A 21,601-nucleotide genomic window follows, 5' to 3' on the forward strand; every position below is an offset into this window, starting at 1 on the left:
ATGGCCTCCACTGTCCTGGTCGTCACCGCGCTGGAGGACGTCACCGCGGATCTGGTCGTCGCCGCGTTGAACGAGCGCGAGGTGCCCGTCGTCCGCGTCGATCCCGCCGACATCGGGCCCGCCCTGACGTTCGGCTTCCGCATCGACGCGGACCGTGCCGAGTGGGGCGGGCGGTTGCGTACGACGAGCCGGGAGGTGGAGCCGGGGGAGGTGGCGGCGGTGTACTGGCGCCGTCCCACTCCGTACGGCGCCCGGTTCGCGCACCTGCCCCGGCAGCAAGGGGAGTTCGCCGCTGCCGAGGCCAGGCACGGGCTCGGCGGTGTGCTGCACGGTCTGTCCGGCGCCCGGTACGTCAACCATCCGGCCGCGGTGGCCCGTGCGGAGTTCAAGCCCGCCCAGCTCAGGACGTTCGCCCGGCTCGGGCTGAGGATCCCCCCGACACTGGTGACCAATGACGAGCAGGCCGCGCGGGAGTTCGCCGCCGAGCACGGCACCGTCGTCTGCAAGACGTTCCGCGGCCTGCCCGCCGGGGACGACGGGCGCGCCGGGGCGATCTGGACCCAGCGGGTCGATCCGGAGACCTTCGACGACACGCTCGCCATGACCGCGCACCTGTTCCAGGCCGAGATCCCGAAGAGCGGCGACGTACGAGTGACGGTGGTCGGCCGTCGCGTCTTCGCCCAGCGGGTCGCCGCACCGGACGGCGCGCTGGACTGGCGCCGGGGTGATTGGGGCGCCCTGCTTCACGTGCCCGTCACCGTGCCGCCGCCCGTCGAGACGGCGCTGCACGCCTACCTGGCCTCGTTCGGTCTCGTCTTCGGCTGCTTCGACTTCGCGCTCACCGGCGGCGGCGACCGTCCGGAACACTGGACCGCGATCGAGTGCAACCCGAACGGACAGTGGGGGTGGCTTCCCGACGCACCCGACATCGCCGAGGCCTTCGCCGAGATTCTCGCTGTGGAAAGGGAGGGCTGTTCATGACCGTGCCCGTCGACCTCGAGACCGATGCCGCGCGGCTGCGCGCAGCCATGATGGAGGATCTCGCAGCACGCGGGTTCCTCGACGATCCTGCCTGGCGTGCCGCCGTGGAGACCGTGCCCCGGCACCGGTTCGTGCCCGGCTTCTACCTGCCCGCCGACGCGCGGGACGGGCAGGGGCTCACCGTGTGGCAGCCCGTCACCGCCTCGCGCGACGAGGGGCGGTGGCTGGCCGCCGCCTACTCCGACCGCACGCTCATCACCCAGTTCGACGGTGACGAACCCGACTGGGAGGACCCGGCCGAGCGTCATGGCGGGGCCCCGACCTCGTCCTCCACCCTGCCGTCCCTCGTCCTGCGGATGTGGGCTGACGCCGATGTCCGGGAGGGGCAGGCCCTGCTGGAGATCGGCACGGGGACGGGGTACTCGACCGCACTCGCCTGCGAACGCCTCGGTTCCGGCGGCGTCACGAGCGTCGAGGTGGACCCGCACCGGCTGGAGCAGGCCGCGAACGCCCTGCACGGCTGCGGCTACACCCCCACCCTCGCGGTGGCGGACGGACTGTACGGCTACTGGCCCGAGGCCCCGTTCGACCGGATCGTCGCCGCCTGTTCCTTCCGTGCCGTGCCGCCGGCCCTGGTCGCCCAGACCCGGCCGGGCGGCAAGATCCTGCTGACGCTCTCGGGCTGGCTCTACGGGTACGCCCGCGTCCTGCTCACGGTCGCCGGGGACGGTACCGCCGAGGGACATCTGCTGGGCGGCACGGTGTCCTTCATGTCGGCCCGTACGCACGCGGCGCCGGCGTTCGGCAACCCCGCCCACTGGGCTGCCGAGCTGCCCGAGAGCCCACGCATCGCCCGGCACGGGCCCGAGCGGATCACCGCCGCGACCGAGGAGGCCTTCCCTCTGCGCTTCCTCGTGCAGAGCGCGGTGCCCGACGCCCAACTGGCCATCGTCGGCGGTGTCGTGCACCTGGTCGACGTGGTCAGCGGGTCGGCCGCCGCGCTCAGCCCGGACGGGGAAGGCGGTGACGGCGGCTGGCGGGTGCGGGAGGCGGGGCCGGTGCGCCTGTGGGAACGTGTCGAGCGGATGCTCGACGCCTACGACGCGGCCGGGCGCCCGGGGCCGGAGACCTTCACGCTGTGCGTCCACGAGCACGGACAGCACCTGCGGCACCCGCAACTGCCCTGTCTCCCGCTGCCGTCACCCTGACGGGACGGCACAGCGCGGACCGTCCGGTCGGGACAGTCCGCGCCTCGGGTGACGGGTCTCACCGGCGGGCGGGCCGGGTCACCTCGGGTTGTCGAGCATCCGCTGGAAGGCCCTGGCGTGCCGGGCCTCGTCGGACGCGTTGTGGCGGAACAGGCGGGCCGCCTCCGCGTCGCCCACGGCTGCGGCGCGGCGCGCGAAGGTGGGGTACATCTCCCTCGCCTCGTAGCGTTCGCCCGCGATCGTCTTCTCCAGGTTCTCCCGGGTGCTGCGCACCAGGCCGAACAGGACGGCCTCGCCGGCGAAGTGCTCGCGCAGCTCGATCTCGGCCGTCCCCCGGAACAGGCGGGCCAGGTCCTCGTGGCCCTCGGCGGCGGCGTGCTCGGCGTAGAGGGTGTAGCGGGCGTGGGCGAGGGCCTCGCCGTGCATGGCCGTGTCGAGGTTGGCCAGGGTGCGCTCGGAGTGGACCTGCGGGTCGCCGGCGGGGACCTCGACGGCGTCGACGGGCGGCGGGGCGGGGATACGGCCGCGGCCGGTCTCGACGACCTTCAGGGCGGCGCGGAACCTCTTGAGGTGCTGGGCCTCGTCCCGGGCGATCTCGGTGAACAGCTCGGCCGCGTCGTCGTCGCCGTCCTCCGCCGCCTGCCGGGCGAACGTGGGGTACATGACCTTCGTCTCGTAGGTCTCGCCCTCGATGGCGTCGCGCAGGTTCTCCGCGTCGGAGCCGACCACGCCGGCCAGTTCGGCCTCCTCGCGGAAGTGCTCGTGGAGTTCCACCGCCGCCGTCCTGCGGTACAGCCGTGCGGTGGCCGGGAGGTTCTCGCGGTCGGCCTGGTCGGCGTAGAAGGTGTAGGAGGCGTTGGCGAAGGCCTCGCCGCGCATGGAGGTCTCGAGGTCGGCGAGGGTCTGCGGGTTGAGCCGGGCCGTGGCGGCGGGGGTGGAGGTGCCGTCGTGCGGCAGGGACGAGGGGGTGGCGGAAGCGGGGCCGGTGATCACCGCGGCGGCGGTGGCGACCGACAGGCACACCAGCGCGGCCCGGGTGGCGAAACGGTTCATGGTCTTCCTTGGTCGAAGGTCGTCGACACCCCCCTCGGCCATCAGCTCAGCACTCTCCAGGGGAATATGACGAGCGGGCATGAGCCATCGGCTCGACCGCCGCGGTGACGATTCACCCGATCGCCCGTCCCGGGCGCCGCTGCCGTCCGCCCCCGTCGTCGGCCACGACCGCCGCCCGGGCAGGCCCTCCCCGGTCGGAGGCCTCGGTTGAGGCGCCGTCGCGTGCGTTCGGGGCGTACGGCGAGCGGGGGGTGCCGGGTCCTCCTACGGTGGCCTTATCTGACCGCCGAGTCCGGAGCCGGTATGGGAACGACGACGATCAACGGGGTCCCCGCGCATCCGCTGTGGGCACATGCCGTCGTGGTGCTGGTGCCGCTTTCGGCGCTCGCACTGGTGGTCTGCGCGGCGTGGCCGGCGGTGATGCGCAGGGCCGGGATCGTGCTGCCGCTGCTCGCCCTGGTGGCGCTGGTGACGGTGCCGCTGGCGACGGACGCCGGTGAGTGGCTCGAGGAGCGGGTGCCGGAGAACGCCGCCACGGAACGCCACACGGAGATGGGCGACGGGCTGCTGCCGTGGGCCGTGGCGATCTTCGTGCTGGCGGTCCTGCTGTGGCTGGTGCACGGGGGGTTGCCGCGTCGCTTCCTGCCGGGCGGGCCGGGCGGGCAGGGTGGAGCTGCCGGGCCGGGCGGCGGGCCGGGGGCGGTACGGCTCGCCTCCCCCCGCGCGGTCCTGGTGGTGGGGGTGGGCACGCTGCTGGCCCTGGTCGTCGGCGTCGGCGCGGTGGTGCAGGTCTACCGCATCGGTGAATCCGGCGCGAAGGCGGTCTGGCAGGGACTGTGACCCCCGCCCCCGCCGGTCGGCCCGGGCGCCGTCGCGGGCCCGACTCGGCGTCGGCAAAGGGCCGGGTGGAACGGGCGTAGCGTGGACGCATGACGAAGTACGGATCCTTCCCCGGTGCGCGTCCTCGGCGGCTGCGGACCAGTCCTGTCATGCGCCGGATGGTCGCCGAGACCCGGCTGCACCCCGCCGACCTCATTCTTCCGGCCTTCGTGCGGGAGGGCGTCAGCGAGCCGGTGCCGATCACGGCGATGCCGGGCGTCGTGCAGCACACCCGGGACACCCTCAGGAAGGCCGCGGCCGAGGCCGTCGCGGCGGGGATCTCCGGGATCATGCTGTTCGGCGTGCCCGAGGAGTCGAAGAAGGACGCGCTCGGGACGGCGGGCACCGACCCGGACGGGATCCTGCAGGTCGCCCTGCGGGACGTGCGCGCCGAGGTCGGGGACGATCTCCTCGTCATGTCCGACCTGTGCCTGGACGAGACGACCGACCACGGCCACTGCGGGGTGCTCGACGCGCAGGGCCGGGTCGACAACGACGCCACCCTGGAGCGCTACGCCGAGATGGCCCAGGTCCAGGCCGACGCCGGCGCCCATGTCGTCGGCCCCAGCGGGATGATGGACGGGCAGGTCGGGGTCATCCGCGACGCACTCGACCAGATCGGGCGGGAGGACGTCGCCGTCCTCGCCTACACCGTGAAGTACGCCTCCGCCTTCTACGGGCCCTTCCGGGAGGCCGTCGGCTCCTCCCTGCGGGGCGACCGGAAGACCTACCAGCAGGACCCGGCCAACGTCCGCGAGTCCCTGCGTGAACTCGCCCTCGACCTGGAGGAGGGCGCCGACATGGTGATGGTCAAGCCGGCCGGCCCCTACCTGGACGTCCTCGCCCGGGTCGCGGACGCCGTGGACGTGCCCGTCGTCGCCTACCAGATCTCCGGCGAGTACGCGATGGTCGAGGCCGCCGCCGAGAAGGGCTGGATCGACCGGGACCGGGCGATCATGGAGACCCTGACCGGGATCCGGCGGGCCGGTGCCCGGGGCATCCTCACCTACTGGGCCACCGAGGTGGCCCGGAAGCTCAAGGAGCAGTAGGGCGGGGGAGCGGGAGGAGGCGGTCAGTAGGACAGGGCGTCGTCCATGTCCCGCAGCCAGTACGTGACCGTCAGCTTGCTGTCGTAGTACACGCCCTGGGCCGGCAGGGACGGGATCGCGGAGGGGCCGCCGCCGCTGTCCGGTGTGCGGCCCTGGAAGCCGACCGTCAGCTCGTGGCCGGTGGTGCCCGCCTCGCCGCTGCCGTCGGCCGCCGACAGCGTGACGCCCGCGTAGCCGGACTCGCCGGGGAACAGGGTCGTCACGGCCTGCGGCCGGGAGTCCTCGATCGGCTGCGGGACCCACTGCATCCCGAGTCCGACCCGGAGGTCTACTTCGTCCGGGCCGACGCCTCCGCGTACGACGTCCGCTGGTACCTGGAGCTGCGGTGGTCCAGCGGCAGCCGGCAGGGCACGCTCACGGTGGACGACAAGGGGCGCCCCTTCCGCACGAGCGGCAACAACGGGCGCCCGGCGTACGAGTTCCCGCTCGGCGGCGAGAAGTGGGCCGAGGCCGGGACGGCCGAGAAGTCCTGACCGCCGGGCCCGGAGCGGGCACCCTCGACTCAGTGGATCGACAGCGGCAAGGCGCGTCCGGCGCGGGTCTGCGACGTCTTCCTCGACGGCAAGGACCACATCCCGGAATTCTCCTTGTAGGCGGCACGCATATCCCTAGGCTGCGGGGACGAGCCCCCCTTCCGCCGTCGCAGCCAAGGAGTCCCGTCATGACCGTCACCGAGCCCGCGTCCGCCCTCAGCCCCGTGCCGCCGCTCGCCTCGCGGGCCCGGGCCGTCGGCGGCTCTCCCGTGCGGGACATCCTCGCCGTCACCGCACGCCCCGAGGTGATCAACTTCGCGGGCGGGCTGCCGGCGCCGGAGCTGTTCGACGCGGAGGGCATCGCGGCCGCGTACCGGGCGGTGCTGACCGAGACGCCGGCGCGGGCGCTGCAGTACTCCACGACCGAGGGCGAGCCCGCGCTCCGGGAGGCGCTCGCCGCGCGGACGACCGCGCGCGGTCTGCCGACCGGCCCCGACGACCTGCTCGTCACCACCGGCTCCCAGCAGGCCCTGTCCCTGCTGGCGACCGCGCTGCTGGAACCCGGCGACACCGTCCTCGTGGAGAACCCCTGCTACCTGGCGGCCCTTCAGGCCTTCCGCTTCGCGGGGGCGCGCGTCGTGGCCGTGCCGGGCGACGAGGACGGCGTCGACCCCGAGGCGCTGGAGGAACTGGTGGTGCGCGAGCGGCCCAAGCTGCTCTACACCGTGCCCACCTTCCAGAACCCCACCGGCCGGACCCTGCCCGCCGGGCGGCGTGCCGCGGTGGCGGCCGTCGCCGCCCGGCGCGGGCTGTGGATCGTCGAGGACGACCCGTACGGGGAGCTGCGCTACGAGGGCGACCGCGTGCCCTGGATCGCCTCGCGGCCGGGCGCGGAGGACCGCACGGTGCTGCTCGGCAGCTTCTCCAAGGTCATGGCGCCCGGACTGCGGCTCGGCTGGCTGCGCGCGCCCGGGGAGCTCCGCCGGGCCTGTGCCGTCGCCAAGCAGGCCGCCGACCTGCACACCCCGACCGTGAACCAGCTCGCCGCCGCCCGGTACCTCGCCGACCACGACCTCGACGCCCACGTCGCCCGGGTCGTGGGCGTCTACCGCGCACGTCGCGACGCCATGCTCGCGGGGCTGGCCGGGGCGCTGCCCGCGGGGTCGGTCTGGAACCGTCCCGAGGGCGGCATGTTCCTCTGGGCCCGCCTGCCGGAGCCCTACGACACGACGGCCCTGCTGCCGGAGGTGGTGCGGCACGACGTGGCGTACGTCCCCGGCGCTCCCTTCCACGCGGGCCCGCCCGACCGCACGACCCTGCGGCTGTGCTTCGTGACGCAGACGCCGGAGGAGATCGCGGAGGGGCTGCGCAGGCTGGGGGCCGGCATCGCCTCGGCGGGCTGAGACGCGGTCAGTCCCACCAGAAGTGCCACACCCGCTGGTCGAGGACCTGGTGCTCGGCGTAGGCCTCCAGGGTCGGGTGAACTACGGCGGGGACAAGGGAGTCATCCCGAGGGGGGTCAAGGGGACCGGTGACGCGGTCTGGTTCCAGAAGTCCAACCAGTGGGTCAACTGCCGGTGACCTGAGGGCGGAAGACGCCGAGGGCGGCACTCCACGGGGGGAGTGCCGCCCTCGGGCCGCCGTGGCCCGGGCTCAGAGCCGCTCGGGCGTCCGGATGCCCAGCAGGGCCATGCCCTGGTGGAGCGTGCGGGCCGTGAGGTCGCACAGGAACAGGCGGTTCTCCACCTGCTGCGGCGTCTCGGCCTTCAGCACCGGGCACTTGTCGTAGAACGCCGTGTACAGCGACGCCAGCTGGTACAGGTACGCCGCCAGCTTGTGCGGGGCGTACTCGGCTGCCGCCTCCGCCACCGTCTGCGCGAACGCGTCCACGTGCAGGCCCAGCGCGCGCTCCGCCGCGTGCAGCTCCAGCTCCGGGTGCGCGGCCGGGCGCAGGTCGCCGGCCTTGCGCAGGATCGACCGGATACGGGCGTAGGCGTACTGGAGGTAGACCGACGTGTCGCCGTTCAGCGAGACCATCTGGTCCAGGTCGAACTTGTAGTCCCGGTTCGCCGACGTCGACAGGTCCGCGTACTTCACCGCGCCGACGCCCACCTGGGCGCCCCGCTCGGCGATCTCTTCCTCGGAGAGGTCCTGCGCCTTCTCCCGGACCACCGCCGAGGCGCGGTCGACGGCCTCGTCCAGCAGGTCGACCAGCCGGACCGTCTCGCCCGCACGGGTCTTGAACGGCTTGCCGTCCTTGCCCAGCACCGTGCCGAACGCCAGCTGGAACGCCTTCACCTCGTCGTTCAGCCAGCCCGCCCTCCGGGCCGTCTCGAACACCATCTTGAAGTGCAGCGACTGCCGGGCGTCCACCACGTAGACGATGCTGTCCGCCTTCAGGTGGAACACGCGGTCCCGGATCGCCGAGAGGTCGGTCGCCGCATAGCCGTAGCCGCCGTCCGACTTCTGCACGATCAGCGGGACCGGCTTGCCGTCCGGGCCCTTGACGTCGTCGAAGAACACGCACAGCGCGCCCTCGGAACGGACCGCCACGCCGGACTCCTCGAGCATGCGGCAGGTCTCCGCGAGCATGTCGTTGTACCCCGACTCACCGACGATGTCCTCGTCGCGGACCTCCATGTCCAGCTTCTCGAAGACGGAGAAGAAGTAGATCTTCGACTCGTCCACGAACTTCTGCCAGACGGCCAGCGTGTGCTCGTCCCCGGCCTGGAGGTCCACCACCCGGCGCCGCGACCGCGTCTTGAACTCCTCGTCGGAGTCGAAGAGCTTACGCGCCGCCTTGTAGAGCCGGTCGAGGTTCGACATCGCCTCCTCGCCGGTCACCTCGGCGGCCTTGTGGTCCAGCTCGTGCGGGTGCTCGTCCAGGTACTGGATCAGCATGCCGAACTGGGTGCCCCAGTCGCCGATGTGGTGGCGCCTGACCACCGACTCGCCGGTGAACTCCAGCAGCTGCACCACCGAGTCGCCGATGACCGCGGACCGCAGGTGCCCGACGTGCATCTCCTTCGCCACGTTCGGCTGGGCGTAGTCGATGACCGTGGTGCCCGGGTTCTCCGCCCGGGGCACGCCGAGACGGCCCGTGTCGTCCGCGTAGCGCGCGGCGAGGGTCTCGGTGATCGCCCGGTCGGTGAGGGTGACGTTCAGGAAGCCGGGGCCGGAGACCTCGACGTCCTCGATCAGCTCACCCGACTCGACCCGGGCCACGACCTGCGTCGCCAGCTCGCGCGGGTTCGCCTTCTCCTTCTTCGCCAGGGCCAGGATCCCGTTGGCCTGGAAGTCGGCCCGGTCGCTTCGTCGCAGCAGCGGGTCCGCGGAGCCGGCCTGCGGCAGGGCCGCCGACAGAGCCGCCGCGAGGCGCTGGTGGACGGAGTCGCTGAGGGACGTGACCGAGGCCATAGGTAAGGGTGCCGTTCTCCTCGAGGGAATCGATAGACACGCTCAGTATCCCATGGGGGTAAAGCCGTTTTTCCGGGCGCGAGCCGGTCTGGGACAATGGCGCGGTCAGCCGTGCGACCGTACCGGCTGCCCGATGCAGAAAGAAGGACGTGCCGATCGTGGCTCAGAGCACCGAGACCACCGACTGGGTCTCCCGTTTCGCGGATGAGGTCATCGAGGAGTCGGAGCGCCGGGCCCCGGGCAAACCCGTCGTCGTCGCGTCCGGCCTCTCCCCGTCCGGCCCCATCCACCTCGGCAACCTCCGCGAGGTCATGACCCCGCACCTCGTCGCCGACGAGATCCGCCGCCGCGGCCACCGGGTGCGGCACCTGATCTCCTGGGACGACTACGACCGCTACCGCAAGGTGCCGAACGGCGTCCCGGGCGTCGACGAGTCCTGGGCCGAGCACATCGGCAAGCCGCTGACGTCCGTCCCGGCGCCCAAGGGCTCCCCGCACCCCAACTGGGCCGAGCACTTCAAGGCCGCGATGATCGAGTCGCTGGCCGAGCTCGGCGTGGAGTTCGACGGGATCAGCCAGACCGCCCAGTACACCTCCGGCGTCTACCGCGAGCAGATCCTGCACGCCATGCGGCACCGCGGCGACATCGATGCCGTCCTCGACCAGTACCGGACGAAGAAGGCCCCCGCCAAGAAGCAGCAGGGCCAGAAGCCGGTCGACGAGGCCGAACTGGAGGCCGCCGAGGGCTCCGGAGCCGCCGCCGAGGACGACGGGGGCTCCGGCTCCGCCGGCTACTTCCCGTACAAGCCGTACTGCGGCAACTGCGAGAAGGACCTCACCACCGTCACCTCCTACGACGACGACTCCACCGAGCTGACCTACGCCTGCACCGCCTGCGGCTTCTCCGAGACGGTCCGGCTGGAGGAGTTCAACCGCGGCAAGCTCGTCTGGAAGGTCGACTGGCCGATGCGCTGGGCCTACGAAGGGGTCGTCTTCGAGCCCAGCGGCGTCGACCACTCCTCGCCCGGCTCGTCGTTCCAGGTCGGCGGGCAGATCGTCGGCATCTTCGGCGGCAAGCAGCCCATCGGCCCGATGTACGCCTTCGTCGGCATCTCCGGCATGGCCAAGATGTCCTCCTCCAAGGGCGGCGTCCCCACCCCGGCCGACGCCCTGCAGATCATGGAGCCGCAGCTGCTGCGCTGGCTCTACGCCCGGCGCCGGCCCAACCAGTCCTTCAAGGTCGCCTTCGACCAGGAGATCCAGCGGCTCTACGACGAGTGGGACCGGCTCGACGCCAAGGTCGCCGACGGCAGCGCCCTGCCGGCCGACGTCGCCGCGCACTCCCGCGCGGTGCGCACGGCCGCCGGTGAGCTGCCCCGCACGCCCCGCCCGCTGCCGTACCGGACCCTGGCGTCCGTCGCGGACATCACCGCCGGGCACGAGGACCAGGCCCTGCGCATCCTCAGCGAGCTCGACCCCGACCAGCCGCTGACCTCGCTCGGCGAGGCCCGCCCGCGGTACGACAAGGCCGAGGCCTGGATCAACACCCACGTCCCCGCCGACCAGCGCACCATCGTGCGGGACGAACCCGACGCCGAGCTGCTGAAGTCACTGGACGAGCAGGGGCGCCAGTCGCTGCGGCTGCTGCTCGACGGGCTGGCCGGCCACTGGTCGCTCGACGGGCTGACCCACCTCGTCTACGGCGTGCCCAAGGTGCAGGCCGGTTACTCCGCCGACGCCACGCCGAAGGAACTCCCGCCGGAGATCAAGACCGCCCAGCGGTCCTTCTTCGCGCTGCTCTACCACCTGCTGGTCGGACGCGACACGGGACCGCGCCTGCCCACGCTGCTGCTGGCCGTGGGGCAGGAACGCGTGCGGGCCCTGCTCGGGGAGTGAGCAGGCACTGAGAAGGGGCCCCCGGTTCCCCGGGGACCCCTTCTCCCTTCCGTTCCCTGTCCCCGCGCGAGCGGGTCACGCGATGTGGTCCTCCTCCAGCTCCGCCGAGTGCCGCTTCTGGAAACGCTCCACCAGCGACTTCAGCTCACCGGGGCTCAGCGTCGTGCCGTAGGTGGCCTGGATGTTGCCGCCCAGGGCGCGCGGCGTGGGGTAGCTGCCGTCGATCGACTGGCGGAACACCTGGTAGTACGCCTCCTCGTCCGGCTCCGGGGCCGGGGGCGTGCCGCCGCCCTCGCCGAGTTCCCGGGTGCGGTTCGGACCCACCGGGATGGGGAAGCTGCCCGTGTCCTCCGGGGACGGCGGCTCAGGGTCGTACCGGGGCTGGTACCGCTCGGCCTCCTGCTGCTCCGCGATCCACCGGGCGTAGTGCTCGGCGGGGTCGTAGTCCGGGTCGTAGCCGCCCTGGTACTCGACCTCGCGCGGGGTGTTGAACCACGGGCTCCGGTCCGGCTCGGGCTCTCGCTCCGGGAACTCCGCCTCGGGGCTGCTGTCGAGCTCCAGGCGCTGCTCGCCGGGAGGCGCCGCCCTGCGCGGGCCGGGCACCGCGCCGTCGGACCGGTGGCCCGCCGTCACCTCCGCCTGCGGCGGCGGGGGAATCAGCGCCGGTTCGATGCCCGCCGCCGCCAGCCCCGCCGGGGCCGTCTCGCCCAGCGGCACGCCGTACTTGGCCAGGCGCAGCGGCATCAGCGACTCCACCGGCGCCTTGCGCCGCCAGCCCCGGCCGAAGCGGGAGCGCAGCCGGGCCTGGTACACCAGCCGCTCCTGCTCCAGCTTGATGACCTGGTCGTAGCGGCGCAGCTCCCACAGCTTCATCCGGCGCCACAGCAGGAACGTCGGCACCGGCGAGAGCAGCCAGCGGGTGAGCCGCACGCCCTCCATGTGCTTGTCGGCCGTGATGTCGGCGATACGGCCGATCGCGTGCCGGGCCGCCTCGACGGCGACCACGAACAGCACCGGGATCACCGCGTGCATACCGACACCGAGCGGATCCGGCCACGCCGCCGCACCGTTGAAGGCGATCGTCGCAGCCGTCAGCAGCCATGCCGTCTGCCGCAGCAGCGGGAACGGGATCCTGATCCAGGTGAGGAGCAGATCGAGGGCCAGCAGGACGCAGATGCCCGCGTCGATGCCGATCGGGAAGACGTAGGAGAAGTTCCCGAAGCCCTTCTTGAGGGCCAACTCGCGGACCGCCGCGTACGAACCGGCGAAGCCGATGCCGGCGATGATCACGGCACCGGCCACGACCACGCCGATGAGAACGCGGTGCATCCGAGTCAGCTGCAGTGGCGCGGCCACCCGTACTCCCCTCCCCTTGCGTGTTGTTGCGCGCAACAGGGTGGCACATGTGTCCGGAGAACGGGTGGCCGGTTCCCGTCGGGCCTGTTCAGCTCTTCGAGACGGGCTTCTTCGACGACCCGTCCGACGCGTCCGCCGTGTCCTTCGACGCCGACTTCGACGGGGACCCGGAAGGAGACGTCGACGTCCCCTTCGACGGGCTGCCGCTCGCCTTGCCGCCGCCCGCGTTCGCCTCGGTGACCGCCGCGACGGCCTCCTCCGCGGCCTTCTTCGCGTCCTCCAGCAGATCGGCGCCGCTCGGCGTCTTGTCACCGGCCAGACCCGCGCCGTTGTAGTCGACCGTGACGACCACGTTCTCCACGCGTGCCACGATCGTCTGCTGCTTGAAGGTGCCTTCCTTCTTCTTCAGGTCGTACGTCACCGCCGTCGCCTGGTCGCCGGTACCGGACACCGGCTCCGACGTCGCGCTCTTGGCACCCTCCACCGCCTGCGCGTCCTGCACCTGCTTCGCGTAGTACTCCTGCGCCAGCTTGTCGGCCGGACCACGCGTCACGTCCGACTCCAAACGCAGCATCGACACGTTCAGCCAGCGGAACTGGGAGCCCTTCACACCGTTGTCGTCCAGGCTGTTCCAGGAGCAGCTGCCCCGCGAGGAGACATCGTCGGAAGTGCCCTCCTTGCCTGACTTTCCCTCCGGGACCAGGTCCTCCAGCGTCTTCTTCGACAGCACCTCGCACGGCTCCGGAAGCTTGCCGTACGCCGCCGCCTGCACGGTCGGTGACGGGCTCGCCGACGCCGACGCCGCCGACTTCGCCGCCTTGTCCTCGCTGTCCCCCGAGCCGGAGTCCGAGGAGCAGCCGGCGGCGACCAGCATCACGGGGACGGCGGCCGCGCAGACAAGGACGCGGTTCAGGCGCTTCGCTCGCTCTTCTCGCTCTTCTCGCTCTACTCGCTGTGCTCGTCGCTGCATGGTTCCTTCACTCATGACGCTCGTGATTGCTGCGGTCGGAACGGGTCCGAGTGGTCACGGTACGCGGTGGAACAGCGATGTGTTCTTCCCTCGAATGCTTCGCGGGCACCCGTGAAGCGGCCGTGAACGGGCCTCAGTCACCCAGCGAATCCGCCAGTTGCGACGCCAGTTCCTGCGCCCTGTCCTGCATTTCCTTGCTGTCCGGGACGACCCCGACGGTCGCCGGCTGCTCCGTGTACTCCACGGTCACGATGACGTTCGACGTGCGGAACGCCACAGTCACCGTCCGCTGCTTGGCCGTCGAACCGGAGCTGCTCAGCGCGTCGTCGATGAACGCCTCGTCGCCCAGGTCCTCCAGCACGCGAGGCTGCAACTCCGTCGGGGCGGCGGACACGGACGCCGACGGCGAGGGGGAGCCGGACGGACTCGCCGAGCGGCCCGCCGAGGGCTTCCCGGAACGGGAACCGCTCGGTGAGGCGGAGGAACCACCGGCCGGCGGGCCACCGGACTCCGCCGAATCCGCCGCCGTCGGCTCCGGCAGATGGGCCGCCGCCTCCTGCTCCGCGAACAGCCGCTCCGCCTGACCGTCGTCGCTCACGGCGCTGTCGTAGGAGACGACCCGCTGGAAGTCGACGAGCAGATGGTCCGTCGCCCGCCGCCCGTCCACCTTCCACTGGCAGCCGACCTTGCGGTCCGTGTCGAACGTGACCGTCGGCACGCCCTCGTAGGCCTTCTCGCGCTGTTCCTCGTCCCTGATCTCCCGGATGCCGGGCAGGAGTTCGTCGAGCGTGCCCTGGCCGACCGCGGTGCAGGGCTCGGGCAGGGTGCGGTACCGGCCGGGTTCTGCCGCGGCCGAGGCCGTGCCCGCGTCGCCGGGGGCGGCGTCGGCCGTCGTGCCGCCGTCGCCGGAACCGCCCGTGCAGCCGGCCAGCAGGGTCACGAGGAGCACGGCGATACCGGGTGCGTACGCCCTCCGTTGCACGTGGTGGCTCCTCTCGACGCGGATATTGCCTTGCCGCCGCGAGGCAGCCGATGGGAACAATGTCTATCGCACGCACTGCCGTGAACGCCGGTCCGGAATCCCTTTCGTCGACCTTGGCTCCGGTATTTGCTCTTGAGGACTTCTGTTCTTTTACGGGGGATTGGGGATGTTGTGTCGTACGTAGAGGTGCCCGGCGCGAAGGTGCCGATCCGGATATGGGCCGACCCGGCCACGGTCGAGGGCTCGGCGCTCCAGCAGCTGCAGAACGTCGCGACGCTGCCGTGGATCAAGGGCCTGGCCGTCATGCCCGACGTGCACTACGGCAAGGGCGCGACGGTCGGCTCGGTCATCGCGATGAAGGACGCGGTGTGCCCGGCGGCGGTGGGAGTCGACATCGGCTGCGGCATGTCGGCGGTGAAGACGTCCCTGACGGCCGACGACCTGCCCGGTGACCTGTCGCGCCTGCGGTCGAGCATCGAGCAGGTGATTCCGGTGGGGCGGGGGATGCACGCCGAGGCCGTCGACCCGGGGCGGCTGCACGGGTTCGCGACGGGCGGGTGGGACGACTTCTGGGTCCGGTTCGGTGGCGTGGCGGAAGCGGTCAAATTCCGTGAGGAACGCGCTACGAAGCAGATGGGAACGCTCGGATCCGGCAATCATTTCATCGAAGTATGCACGGATACGACCGGTTCTGTCTGGCTCATGCTTCACTCCGGTTCCCGCAACATCGGCAAGGAACTGGCCGAGCATCACATCGGCGTGGCCCGGAAGCTGCCGCACAACCAGGGCCTGGTCGACCGCGACCTCGCCGTCTTCGTCGCGGACACCCCGCAGATGGCGGCGTACCGCAACGACCTGTTCTGGGCGCAGGAGTACGCGAGGTACAACCGCTCGATCATGATGGCGCTCCTGAAGGACGTCGTCCGCAAGGAGTTCAAGAAGGCGAAACCGGCCTTCGAGCAGGAGATCTCCTGCCACCACAACTACGTGGCCGAGGAGCGCTACGAGGGCATGGACCTGCTCGTGACCCGCAAGGGCGCGATCCGGGCCGGCTCCGGCGACTACGGGATCATCCCGGGCTCCATGGGCACGGGTTCGTACATCGTGAAGGGCCTCGGGAACGACAAGTCCTTCAACTCCGCGTCGCACGGCGCGGGCCGGCGCATGAGCCGCAACGCGGCCAAGCGCCGGTTCTCCACGAAGGACCTGGAGGAGCAGACGCGGGGCGTGGAGTGCCGCAAGGACTCCGGTGTCGTGGACGAGATCCCGGCCGCGTACAAGCCGATCGAGCAGGTCATCGACCAGCAGCGGGACCTGGTGGCGGTCGTGGCGAAGCTGAGGCAGGTCGTCTGTGTGAAGGGCTAGCGGGGCCTCGGGCCCGGCGACGCCCTCCTCGCCTCACCGGTGTGTCAGCCAGGCAGGCGCACCACTCCGTCGCGGAGCGTGTTGAGGCGAGCTCGGCACGCGTTGAGGGAGTGGCCGAGTTCGGCGCATGCCATGTCGATGCCGGGTGCCGACAGCAGGATCCTGTCGTTGTCCGTCGTCCAGTGGATCCGCTCCGGCCCTGGTCTCCCGCGGGGCGGGCGGACCCACTCGAGCACCTGCTCGGCGGCCGTCTGCTTGCGTCCCGACGACAAGCAGCCCGGGTGGTGGAGATCCTCGGTCAAGACGCGTGCGGCCGCACCGGTGTAGACGATGTTGTACACGCGGTCCCGTTGGTTCGGGCGAGGGTTGCGCAGAGCTCCGGATACCTGCTCCGCACGGGAGCACAGATACAGCCCGATCGCCTTGCTGGCCGTGCCGGGAGGGACGAGGGGCGAGTTCTGCCCGGTGTACGCCGCCGACCCATCTGCGGCGATGATGCACGTGTCGGTCAGGCCCTCGGCCGGGATGCCGGGATGCCGGTCCCGGTCGAGGGCCGTCGTGTTGACGGGTGTGGCGCGAGCCTGGACCGCCTGTTCACGTGCCGCCCGGGCGATCGGGGACGTGCATCTCTGTGGGTTATGCCGATGAGGGCATCAGATGTCCCGGTGCACCTTCGTGTTCGACGCCTGGGCGCGGGGGCGGAGGATCAGGAGGTCGACGTTGACGTGGGCGGGGCGGGTGACCGCCCACGTGATGGTGTCGGCGACGTCGTCGGCGGTGAGGGGGTCGGCGACGCCCTCGTAGACCTTCTCGGCCTTCTCCTTGTCGCCGTCGAAGCGGGTCAGGGCGAACTCCTCCGTCCTGACCATGCCGGGGGCGATCTCGATGACGCGGACCGGACTGCCGACTATCTCCAGGCGCAGGGTCTCGGCGAGGACGTGGGCGCCGTGCTTGGCGGCGACGTAGCCGGCGCCGCCCTCGTAGGTGCCGTGGCCCGCGGTGGAGGAGACGACCACGACCGTGCCGTCGCCGCTCGCGGTCAGCTTGGGCAGCAGGGCCTGGGTGAGGTTGAGGGTGCCGATGACGTTCGTCTCGTACATCCGGCGCCAGTGCTCCGGGTCGCCGGTCGCGACCGGGTCGGCGCCGAGTGCGCCGCCCGCGTTGTTGACCAGGACGCCGATCGTCTTGAACGCCGTCGCGAACTCGTCCACGGCCGCGCGGTCGGTGACGTCCAGCGGGTAGGCCGTGGCCCGGTGGCCCGCCTCGTTGATCTTCTCGGCCAGCGCCTCGATGCGGTCCTTGCGGCGTGCGGTGAGGACGACCCGGTAGCCCGCCTGGGCGAGCTTGCGGGCCGTGGCGGCGCCGATTCCGCTGCTCGCACCCGTGACGACGGCGATGGAGGAGGCTGCGGACGGGGCGGCGGTGGCCATGGGAGCTCCGTAAGTCGTGGGGTGGCCCGGTAGGGCCGGATGTGGCTTATGGGGTCGTCCGGTTCTTCTGGTGCGGGCTCCGGCCAGGATAGGCGGGGGCTCAGTTCCCCCGCGGGGCGTACATGATCACTGCCATGCCGGCGAGGCAGATCAGCGCGCCCGCGATGTCCCAGCGGTCCGGGCGGTAGCCGTCCGCGATCACGCCCCACAGGAGCGAACCGGCGACGAAGACGCCGCCGTAGGCGGCGAGGACCCGGCCGAAGTGGGCGTCGGGCTGGAACGTCGCGACGAAGCCGTAGGCGCCGAGCGCGAGGACGCCGCCGGCCGCCCACAGTGCGCCCTTGTTCGCGCGCACGCCCTGCCAGACCAGCCAGGCGCCGCCGATCTCCAGCAGGGCGGCCAGCACGAACAGGGCGACGGAGCGCAGGATCGGCATGCGGGCAGCTTAGGTCCGGCCGGCCGCGCTCCGGCCACCGCTCCCCTGTATGGTTGAAGGATGAACAACCTGGAGGGTGAGCGACCATGCAGTTCGGGATCTTCAGCGTCGGCGACGTGACCCCCGACCCCACCACCGGCCGGACCCCGACCGAGCGCGAGCGGATCAAGGCCATGGTCGCGATCGCGCTGAAGGCCGAGGAGGTGGGCCTGGACGTCTTCGCCACCGGTGAGCACCACAACCCGCCGTTCGTGCCGTCCTCGCCGACGACCATGCTCGGCTACATCGCCGCCCGCACCGAGCGGCTGATCCTCTCCACGGCCACCACCCTGATCACCACCAACGACCCGGTGAAGATCGCCGAGGACTTCGCGATGCTCCAGCACCTGGCCGACGGCCGGGTGGACCTGATGACGGGCCGCGGCAACACCGGCCCGGTCTACCCCTGGTTCGGGCAGGACATCCGGCGGGGCATCGACCTCGCGCTCGAGAACTACGCCCTGCTGCGGCGGCTGTGGCGCGAGGACGTCGTCGACTGGGAGGGCACGTTCCGCACGCCGCTGCAGGGGTTCACGGCCACGCCCCGGCCGCTGGACGGGGTGCCGCCGTTCGTCTGGCACGGCTCGATCCGCTCACCGGAGATCGCCGAACAGGCCGCCTTCTACGGCGACGGCTTCTTCCACAACAACATCTTCTGGCCGGCCGACCACACCCGGCGCATGGTCGAGCTGTACCGGGAGCGGTACGCGCACCACGGGCACGGCACGCCCGAGCAGGCGATCGTGGGGCTGGGCGGGCAGGTGTTCATACGGAAGAACAGCCAGGACGCGGTGCGGGAGTTCCGGCCGTACTTCGACGTCGCACCGGTGTACGGGCACGGGCCGTCGCTGGAGGAGTTCACCGAGCAGACCCCGCTGACCGTGGGCTCCCCGCAGCAGGTCATCGAGAAGACCCTGGCCTTCCGCGAGTACGCCGGTGACTACCAGCGCCAGCTGTTCCTGATCGACCACGCGGGGCTGCCGCTGAAGACCGTGCTCGAACAGCTCGACCTGCTCGGCGAGGAGGTCGTGCCGGTGCTGCGCAAGGAGTTCGCCGAGAACCGCCCGGCCGGCGTGCCCGAGGCGCCGACGCACGCGGCCCGGGTCGGCGTCGCCCGGCCATGACCGCGGGGGCGGCCGGCCACCGGGCGTCCGGTGAGAACGCGGTGGGAAGAACGCTCCGGCCCCACCCGTCCGGACCCGGCGCCCCGGTCCCTTGGCACACTGGACGCGTGCCCCACACCGTGCTGCTCGCCGAAGACGACCGCGCCATCCGCAACGCCCTGGAGCGCGCCCTGACCCTGGAGGGCTACCAGGTCGTGGCGGTGGCCGACGGTGTCGAGGCACTGGCGCAGGCCCACCGCAGCCGGCCCGACGTGCTCGTCCTGGACGTGATGATGCCCGGCATCGACGGGCTCCAGGTGTGCCGGGTGCTGCGCGCCGAGGGCGACCGGACGCCGGTGCTGATGCTGACGGCCCTGGTGGAGACCGCCGACCGGATCGCCGGGCTGGACGCGGGCGCCGACGACTACGTCGTGAAGCCCTTCGACGTGGAGGAGGTCTTCGCCCGGCTGCGCGCCCTGCTGCGCCGCACCAGCCCGGTGGGGGCGGTGCCGACACCGGTGGCGGAGACGCCGAGGGCGCTGCCCGAGCGGTTCCTGGAGGCGGCGGGCCTGCGCATGGACCCGCAGGCGCGCCGGGCCTGGCGGGGCGGCCGCGAGCTGGAGCTGACCCGCACCGAGTTCGAGCTGCTGGAGCTGCTGGTGCGCAACGCGGGCATCGTCCTGGACCACGCCACGATCTACGACCGCATCTGGGGCTACCACTTCGGCCCCGGCTCGAAGAACCTCGCCGTCTACGTCGGTTATCTGCGCCGCAAGCTCGACGAGCCGGACGCGCCGCAGCTGATCCACACGGTGCGCGGTGTGGGTTACGTGCTGCGGGAGGGCTGAGTGGGCGGGCTCGGCCGGCTGACGGCGGGGCGGCGGCCGAAGCTGGTCTCGCTGCGCACGACGTTCGCGGTGTCGTTCGCGGCGGTCACCGCGGCCGTGACGATCGTGGTCGGCATCCTGTCGTACAACGCGGCCGCGCGGCTGGTGCGGGTCGACCAGCAGACCGTCTTCGACGAGGTGGTGCAGGACCTGCGCAGCGAGGTCAGCGAGAACCGGATGGCGCCCGGGGACTTCTCCTCCGCCGCGCCCGGCCACGACCTGGTGCGGCCCGCCCGGACCGACGTGCAGGTGCTGGGCCCGGACGGGCACGTCGTCGACCCGGGCAGTCCGGGGCTGCCGGTCACCGGGACCGACGTGCGGATCGCCGCGGCCGCGGACTCGGGGCGGGTGGCCGAGCACCGGGACGTGAACGTGGGCAGCGACGTCTACCGGGTGGCGACCGTCTCCCTCGGCGGTGGGCGGGGCGCGGTGCAGGTCGCGCAGGAGTTCAGCGACGTCGAGGACCTGCTGCGGGCGCTGCAGCGGCGGACCCTGCTGCTGATGGCCGCGGTGGTGGTCGGGGCCGGACTGTTCGGCTGGTGGCTGGCCCGGCGGATCACCCGCCGGCTGGTGGTGCTCACGGACGCCGCCGAGGACGTCGCCCGCACCCGGCGGCTCGGCATCCAGGTGCCCGTGGCCGGCCATGACGAGGTGGGCCGGCTGGGCCGGGCCTTCGACCGGATGCTGGGCCGGCTCGCCCAGTCCGAGGAGGACCAGCGCCGTCTGGTCCAGGACGCCGGACACGAGCTGCGCACGCCGCTGACCTCGCTGCGGACGAACATCTCCCTGCTCCGCCGGATCGACGAACTGCCGCCGCGGGCCCGTGAGGAACTCGTCGCCGACCTGGGCCAGGAGGCCCGTGAGCTGACCGACCTGGTCAACGAACTGGTCGACCTCGCGGCCGGGCAGTCCGACACGGAGCCGCCGCGGCGGGTGGACGTCGCCGACCTCGCGGGGGAGGTGGCGGCGCTCGCCCGGCGCCGCAGCGGACGCCGGATCCTGCTGCGGGCGAGCGGCGACACCACGACCGACGGCCGTCCCGGGATGCTGACCCGGGCGCTGTCCAACCTCGTGGAGAACGCCCTGAAGTTCGACGAGGGCGGCACGGAGCCGGTCGAGATCGTCGTCGCCGGGCCCGCCCGCCCCGGCACCATCCGCGTGGAGGTCCTCGACCGGGGTCCCGGCATCGCGGACTGCGACCTCGCCCGCGTCTTCGACCGCTTCTACCGCGCCGCCGACGCCCGCTCCCTGCCGGGCTCGGGCCTGGGGCTGTCCATCGTGCGGGAGGTTGCCCTCGCGCACGGGGGAGCGCCCTTCGCGGTCCGGCGGGACGGGGGCGGCACGGTGATCGGGTTCACGGTGGGCGGGGGCGCCTGACCGGATCGGCGCGGCGATCCGGCGCCGTCGTCGGTGGGGCGGTGTCCTTGTTCCGGGGTTCTTGCGCTCGTGGGTGGGGCGGTGTCCTTGTTCCGGGGTTCTTGCGCTCGTGGGTGGGGCGGTGTCCTTGTCCCCGGGCTCCTGCAATCCCCGGGGGGCGTCCGGTGTGCTGCGACAGTGATCCCATGGATCACGCACAGGCACGAGCATGGCTCACCACCGCCCTGGAGGAGGCCCGCGCCGGGCTCGCCGAAGGGGGCGTTCCGATCGGTGCCGCCCTCTACGGCGCGGACGGCACCCTGCTGGGCCGCGGCCGCAACCGGCGCCTCCAGGACGGCGACCCCACCCTGCACGCGGAGACGGCCGCCTTCCGCGCGGCCGGGCGGCGGCGCTCCTACCGGGGCACGACGATGGTCACCACCCTGTCCCCCTGCTGGTACTGCTCGGGGCTGGTGCGGCAGTTCGGCATCCCCCGGGTGGTGATCGGCGAGGCGGTCACCTTCCACGGCGGCCACGACTGGCTCGCCGCGCACGGCGTGGAGATCGTGCTGCTGGAGGACGCCTCGTGCGTGGCGCTGATGCGCGACTTCATCGCCCGCGAACCCGCCCTGTGGCACGAGGACATCGGCGCCTGAAGCCGG

At 72.1% G+C, this 21,601-nt stretch carries 20 protein-coding genes and 2 pseudogenes; 13 read left to right on the forward strand and 9 right to left on the reverse strand.

Annotated elements, in window-relative coordinates:
* Positions 1-981: an ATP-grasp ribosomal peptide maturase gene (gene tgmB / locus ACFW6P_RS20520; RefSeq protein WP_386355838.1), complete on the forward strand. Its 981-nt coding sequence runs from the start codon at positions 1-3 to the stop codon at positions 979-981.
* On the forward strand, positions 978-2,189 hold the full coding sequence (gene tgmC, locus ACFW6P_RS20525; RefSeq protein ID WP_386355835.1) for an ATP-grasp peptide maturase system methyltransferase: 1,212 nt from the start codon (positions 978-980) through the stop codon (positions 2,187-2,189). Before tgmB ends, tgmC begins: the two co-directional genes overlap by 4 nt.
* Positions 2,190-2,267: 78 nt before the next feature.
* Here tgmC and ACFW6P_RS20530 read toward each other — a convergent pair whose 3' ends face one another.
* Positions 2,268-3,242, reverse strand: a complete 975-nt coding sequence (locus tag ACFW6P_RS20530) for a rubrerythrin family protein (protein ID WP_386424324.1) — start codon at positions 3,240-3,242, stop codon at positions 2,268-2,270.
* Between the two features lie 303 nt (positions 3,243-3,545).
* On the opposite strand from ACFW6P_RS20530, the gene ACFW6P_RS20535 reads away from it, so the two are divergent.
* The gene (locus ACFW6P_RS20535) at positions 3,546-4,082 is read left to right on the forward strand and encodes a hypothetical protein (protein WP_386424326.1); all 537 of its coding nucleotides are present in this window, start codon (positions 3,546-3,548) and stop codon (positions 4,080-4,082) included.
* Positions 4,083-4,171: 89 nt separating this feature from the next.
* Positions 4,172-5,170, forward strand: a complete 999-nt coding sequence (gene hemB / locus ACFW6P_RS20540) for a porphobilinogen synthase (protein WP_386355828.1) — start codon at positions 4,172-4,174, stop codon at positions 5,168-5,170.
* Between the two features lie 23 nt (positions 5,171-5,193).
* On the opposite strand, the pseudogene ACFW6P_RS20545 reads toward hemB, so the two are convergent.
* Positions 5,194-5,478, reverse strand: a pseudogene (locus ACFW6P_RS20545) (DUF4232 domain-containing protein); the annotation flags it as partial.
* 3 nt (positions 5,479-5,481) lie between these two features.
* Between ACFW6P_RS20545 and ACFW6P_RS20550 the strand changes: the two are divergent.
* The 3 genes and pseudogenes from ACFW6P_RS20550 to ACFW6P_RS20560 all read left to right on the forward strand — a co-directional run.
* A pseudogene (locus ACFW6P_RS20550) lies at positions 5,482-5,703 on the forward strand (transcriptional regulator); the annotation flags it as partial.
* 188 nt (positions 5,704-5,891) lie between these two features.
* On the forward strand, positions 5,892-7,106 hold the full coding sequence (locus ACFW6P_RS20555) for a PLP-dependent aminotransferase family protein (RefSeq protein ID WP_386355825.1): 1,215 nt from the start codon (positions 5,892-5,894) through the stop codon (positions 7,104-7,106).
* Positions 7,107-7,128: 22 nt separating this feature from the next.
* Positions 7,129-7,284, forward strand: a complete 156-nt coding sequence (locus ACFW6P_RS20560) for a hypothetical protein (RefSeq protein WP_386355822.1) — start codon at positions 7,129-7,131, stop codon at positions 7,282-7,284.
* Between the two features lie 72 nt (positions 7,285-7,356).
* Here the strand turns inward: ACFW6P_RS20560 and argS are convergent, their stop codons facing one another.
* Positions 7,357-9,120, reverse strand: coding sequence for an arginine--tRNA ligase (gene argS, locus ACFW6P_RS20565; RefSeq protein WP_386355820.1), 1,764 nt, complete (start codon positions 9,118-9,120; stop codon positions 7,357-7,359).
* 149 nt (positions 9,121-9,269) lie between these two features.
* Between argS and lysS the strand changes: the two genes are divergently transcribed.
* Positions 9,270-11,015 (forward strand): lysine--tRNA ligase, encoded by a 1,746-nt coding sequence (gene lysS / locus ACFW6P_RS20570; protein ID WP_386355817.1) that lies wholly within the window; start codon positions 9,270-9,272, stop codon positions 11,013-11,015.
* A 75-nt stretch (positions 11,016-11,090) separates the two neighbouring features.
* On the opposite strand, the gene ACFW6P_RS20575 is transcribed toward lysS, so the two are convergent.
* From ACFW6P_RS20575 to ACFW6P_RS20585, 3 genes are all read right to left on the reverse strand, one after another.
* Complete coding sequence (locus tag ACFW6P_RS20575; protein WP_386355814.1) at positions 11,091-12,344, reverse strand: DUF2637 domain-containing protein; 1,254 nt, start codon at positions 12,342-12,344, stop codon at positions 11,091-11,093.
* A 115-nt stretch (positions 12,345-12,459) separates the two neighbouring features.
* Positions 12,460-13,356 (reverse strand): DUF3558 family protein, encoded by an 897-nt coding sequence (locus ACFW6P_RS20580; RefSeq protein ID WP_386424328.1) that lies wholly within the window; start codon positions 13,354-13,356, stop codon positions 12,460-12,462.
* 118 nt (positions 13,357-13,474) lie between these two features.
* A complete protein-coding gene (locus ACFW6P_RS20585; RefSeq protein WP_386355808.1) occupies positions 13,475-14,323 on the reverse strand; it encodes a DUF3558 domain-containing protein in 849 nt (282 codons plus the stop codon).
* A 171-nt stretch (positions 14,324-14,494) separates the two neighbouring features.
* Here ACFW6P_RS20585 and ACFW6P_RS20590 point away from each other — a divergent pair, with 171 nt between their 5' ends.
* Positions 14,495-15,688 (forward strand): RtcB family protein, encoded by a 1,194-nt coding sequence (locus ACFW6P_RS20590; protein WP_386355805.1) that lies wholly within the window; start codon positions 14,495-14,497, stop codon positions 15,686-15,688.
* Positions 15,689-15,732: 44 nt separating this feature from the next.
* On the opposite strand, the gene ACFW6P_RS20595 is transcribed toward ACFW6P_RS20590, so the two are convergent.
* The 3 genes from ACFW6P_RS20595 to ACFW6P_RS20605 form a co-directional block, all read right to left on the reverse strand.
* Positions 15,733-16,029: a hypothetical protein gene (locus ACFW6P_RS20595; protein ID WP_386355803.1), complete on the reverse strand. Its 297-nt coding sequence runs from the start codon at positions 16,027-16,029 to the stop codon at positions 15,733-15,735.
* A 312-nt stretch (positions 16,030-16,341) separates the two neighbouring features.
* Positions 16,342-17,118, reverse strand: a complete 777-nt coding sequence (locus tag ACFW6P_RS20600; RefSeq protein ID WP_386355800.1) for an SDR family NAD(P)-dependent oxidoreductase — start codon at positions 17,116-17,118, stop codon at positions 16,342-16,344.
* 100 nt (positions 17,119-17,218) lie between these two features.
* Positions 17,219-17,554, reverse strand: a complete 336-nt coding sequence (locus ACFW6P_RS20605) for a YnfA family protein (RefSeq protein ID WP_386355797.1) — start codon at positions 17,552-17,554, stop codon at positions 17,219-17,221.
* A gap of 86 nt (positions 17,555-17,640) precedes the next feature.
* Between ACFW6P_RS20605 and ACFW6P_RS20610 the strand changes: the two genes are divergently transcribed.
* From ACFW6P_RS20610 to ACFW6P_RS20625, 4 genes are all read left to right on the forward strand, one after another.
* Positions 17,641-18,717, forward strand: coding sequence for an LLM class flavin-dependent oxidoreductase (locus tag ACFW6P_RS20610; protein WP_386355794.1), 1,077 nt, complete (start codon positions 17,641-17,643; stop codon positions 18,715-18,717).
* Between the two features lie 107 nt (positions 18,718-18,824).
* Complete coding sequence (locus ACFW6P_RS20615; protein WP_386355791.1) at positions 18,825-19,544, forward strand: response regulator transcription factor; 720 nt, start codon at positions 18,825-18,827, stop codon at positions 19,542-19,544.
* The gene (locus ACFW6P_RS20620; RefSeq protein WP_386355788.1) at positions 19,545-20,960 is read left to right on the forward strand and encodes an ATP-binding protein; all 1,416 of its coding nucleotides are present in this window, start codon (positions 19,545-19,547) and stop codon (positions 20,958-20,960) included.
* A 185-nt stretch (positions 20,961-21,145) separates the two neighbouring features.
* A complete protein-coding gene (locus ACFW6P_RS20625; RefSeq protein ID WP_386355785.1) occupies positions 21,146-21,595 on the forward strand; it encodes a nucleoside deaminase in 450 nt (149 codons plus the stop codon).
* The last annotated feature ends 6 nt before the right edge of the window (positions 21,596-21,601 follow it).

The sequence above is a fragment of the Streptomyces sp. NPDC058741 genome (assembly GCF_042746715.1).
Taxonomy (GTDB): domain Bacteria; phylum Actinomycetota; class Actinomycetes; order Streptomycetales; family Streptomycetaceae; genus Streptomyces.

What these genes read in the sequence shown, in the direction of transcription:
- ACFW6P_RS20535 (WP_386424326.1), top strand. Translation starts at nt 3,546, where the DNA reads ATGGGAACGACGACGATCAACGGGGTCCCCGCGCATCCGCTGTGGGCA.
- ACFW6P_RS20600 (WP_386355800.1), bottom strand. Translation starts at nt 17,118, where the DNA reads ATGGCCACCGCCGCCCCGTCCGCAGCCTCCTCCATCGCCGTCGTCACG.
- argS (WP_386355820.1), bottom strand. Translation starts at nt 9,120, where the DNA reads ATGGCCTCGGTCACGTCCCTCAGCGACTCCGTCCACCAGCGCCTCGCG.
- ACFW6P_RS20580 (WP_386424328.1), bottom strand. Translation starts at nt 13,356, where the DNA reads ATGAGTGAAGGAACCATGCAGCGACGAGCACAGCGAGTAGAGCGAGAA.
- tgmC (WP_386355835.1), top strand. Translation starts at nt 978, where the DNA reads ATGACCGTGCCCGTCGACCTCGAGACCGATGCCGCGCGGCTGCGCGCA.
- tgmB (WP_386355838.1), top strand. Translation starts at nt 1, where the DNA reads ATGGCCTCCACTGTCCTGGTCGTCACCGCGCTGGAGGACGTCACCGCG.
- ACFW6P_RS20605 (WP_386355797.1), bottom strand. Translation starts at nt 17,554, where the DNA reads ATGCCGATCCTGCGCTCCGTCGCCCTGTTCGTGCTGGCCGCCCTGCTG.
- ACFW6P_RS20625 (WP_386355785.1), top strand. Translation starts at nt 21,146, where the DNA reads ATGGATCACGCACAGGCACGAGCATGGCTCACCACCGCCCTGGAGGAG.
- ACFW6P_RS20575 (WP_386355814.1), bottom strand. Translation starts at nt 12,344, where the DNA reads ATGCACCGCGTTCTCATCGGCGTGGTCGTGGCCGGTGCCGTGATCATC.
- ACFW6P_RS20555 (WP_386355825.1), top strand. Translation starts at nt 5,892, where the DNA reads ATGACCGTCACCGAGCCCGCGTCCGCCCTCAGCCCCGTGCCGCCGCTC.
- hemB (WP_386355828.1), top strand. Translation starts at nt 4,172, where the DNA reads ATGACGAAGTACGGATCCTTCCCCGGTGCGCGTCCTCGGCGGCTGCGG.
- ACFW6P_RS20610 (WP_386355794.1), top strand. Translation starts at nt 17,641, where the DNA reads ATGCAGTTCGGGATCTTCAGCGTCGGCGACGTGACCCCCGACCCCACC.
- ACFW6P_RS20530 (WP_386424324.1), bottom strand. Translation starts at nt 3,242, where the DNA reads ATGAACCGTTTCGCCACCCGGGCCGCGCTGGTGTGCCTGTCGGTCGCC.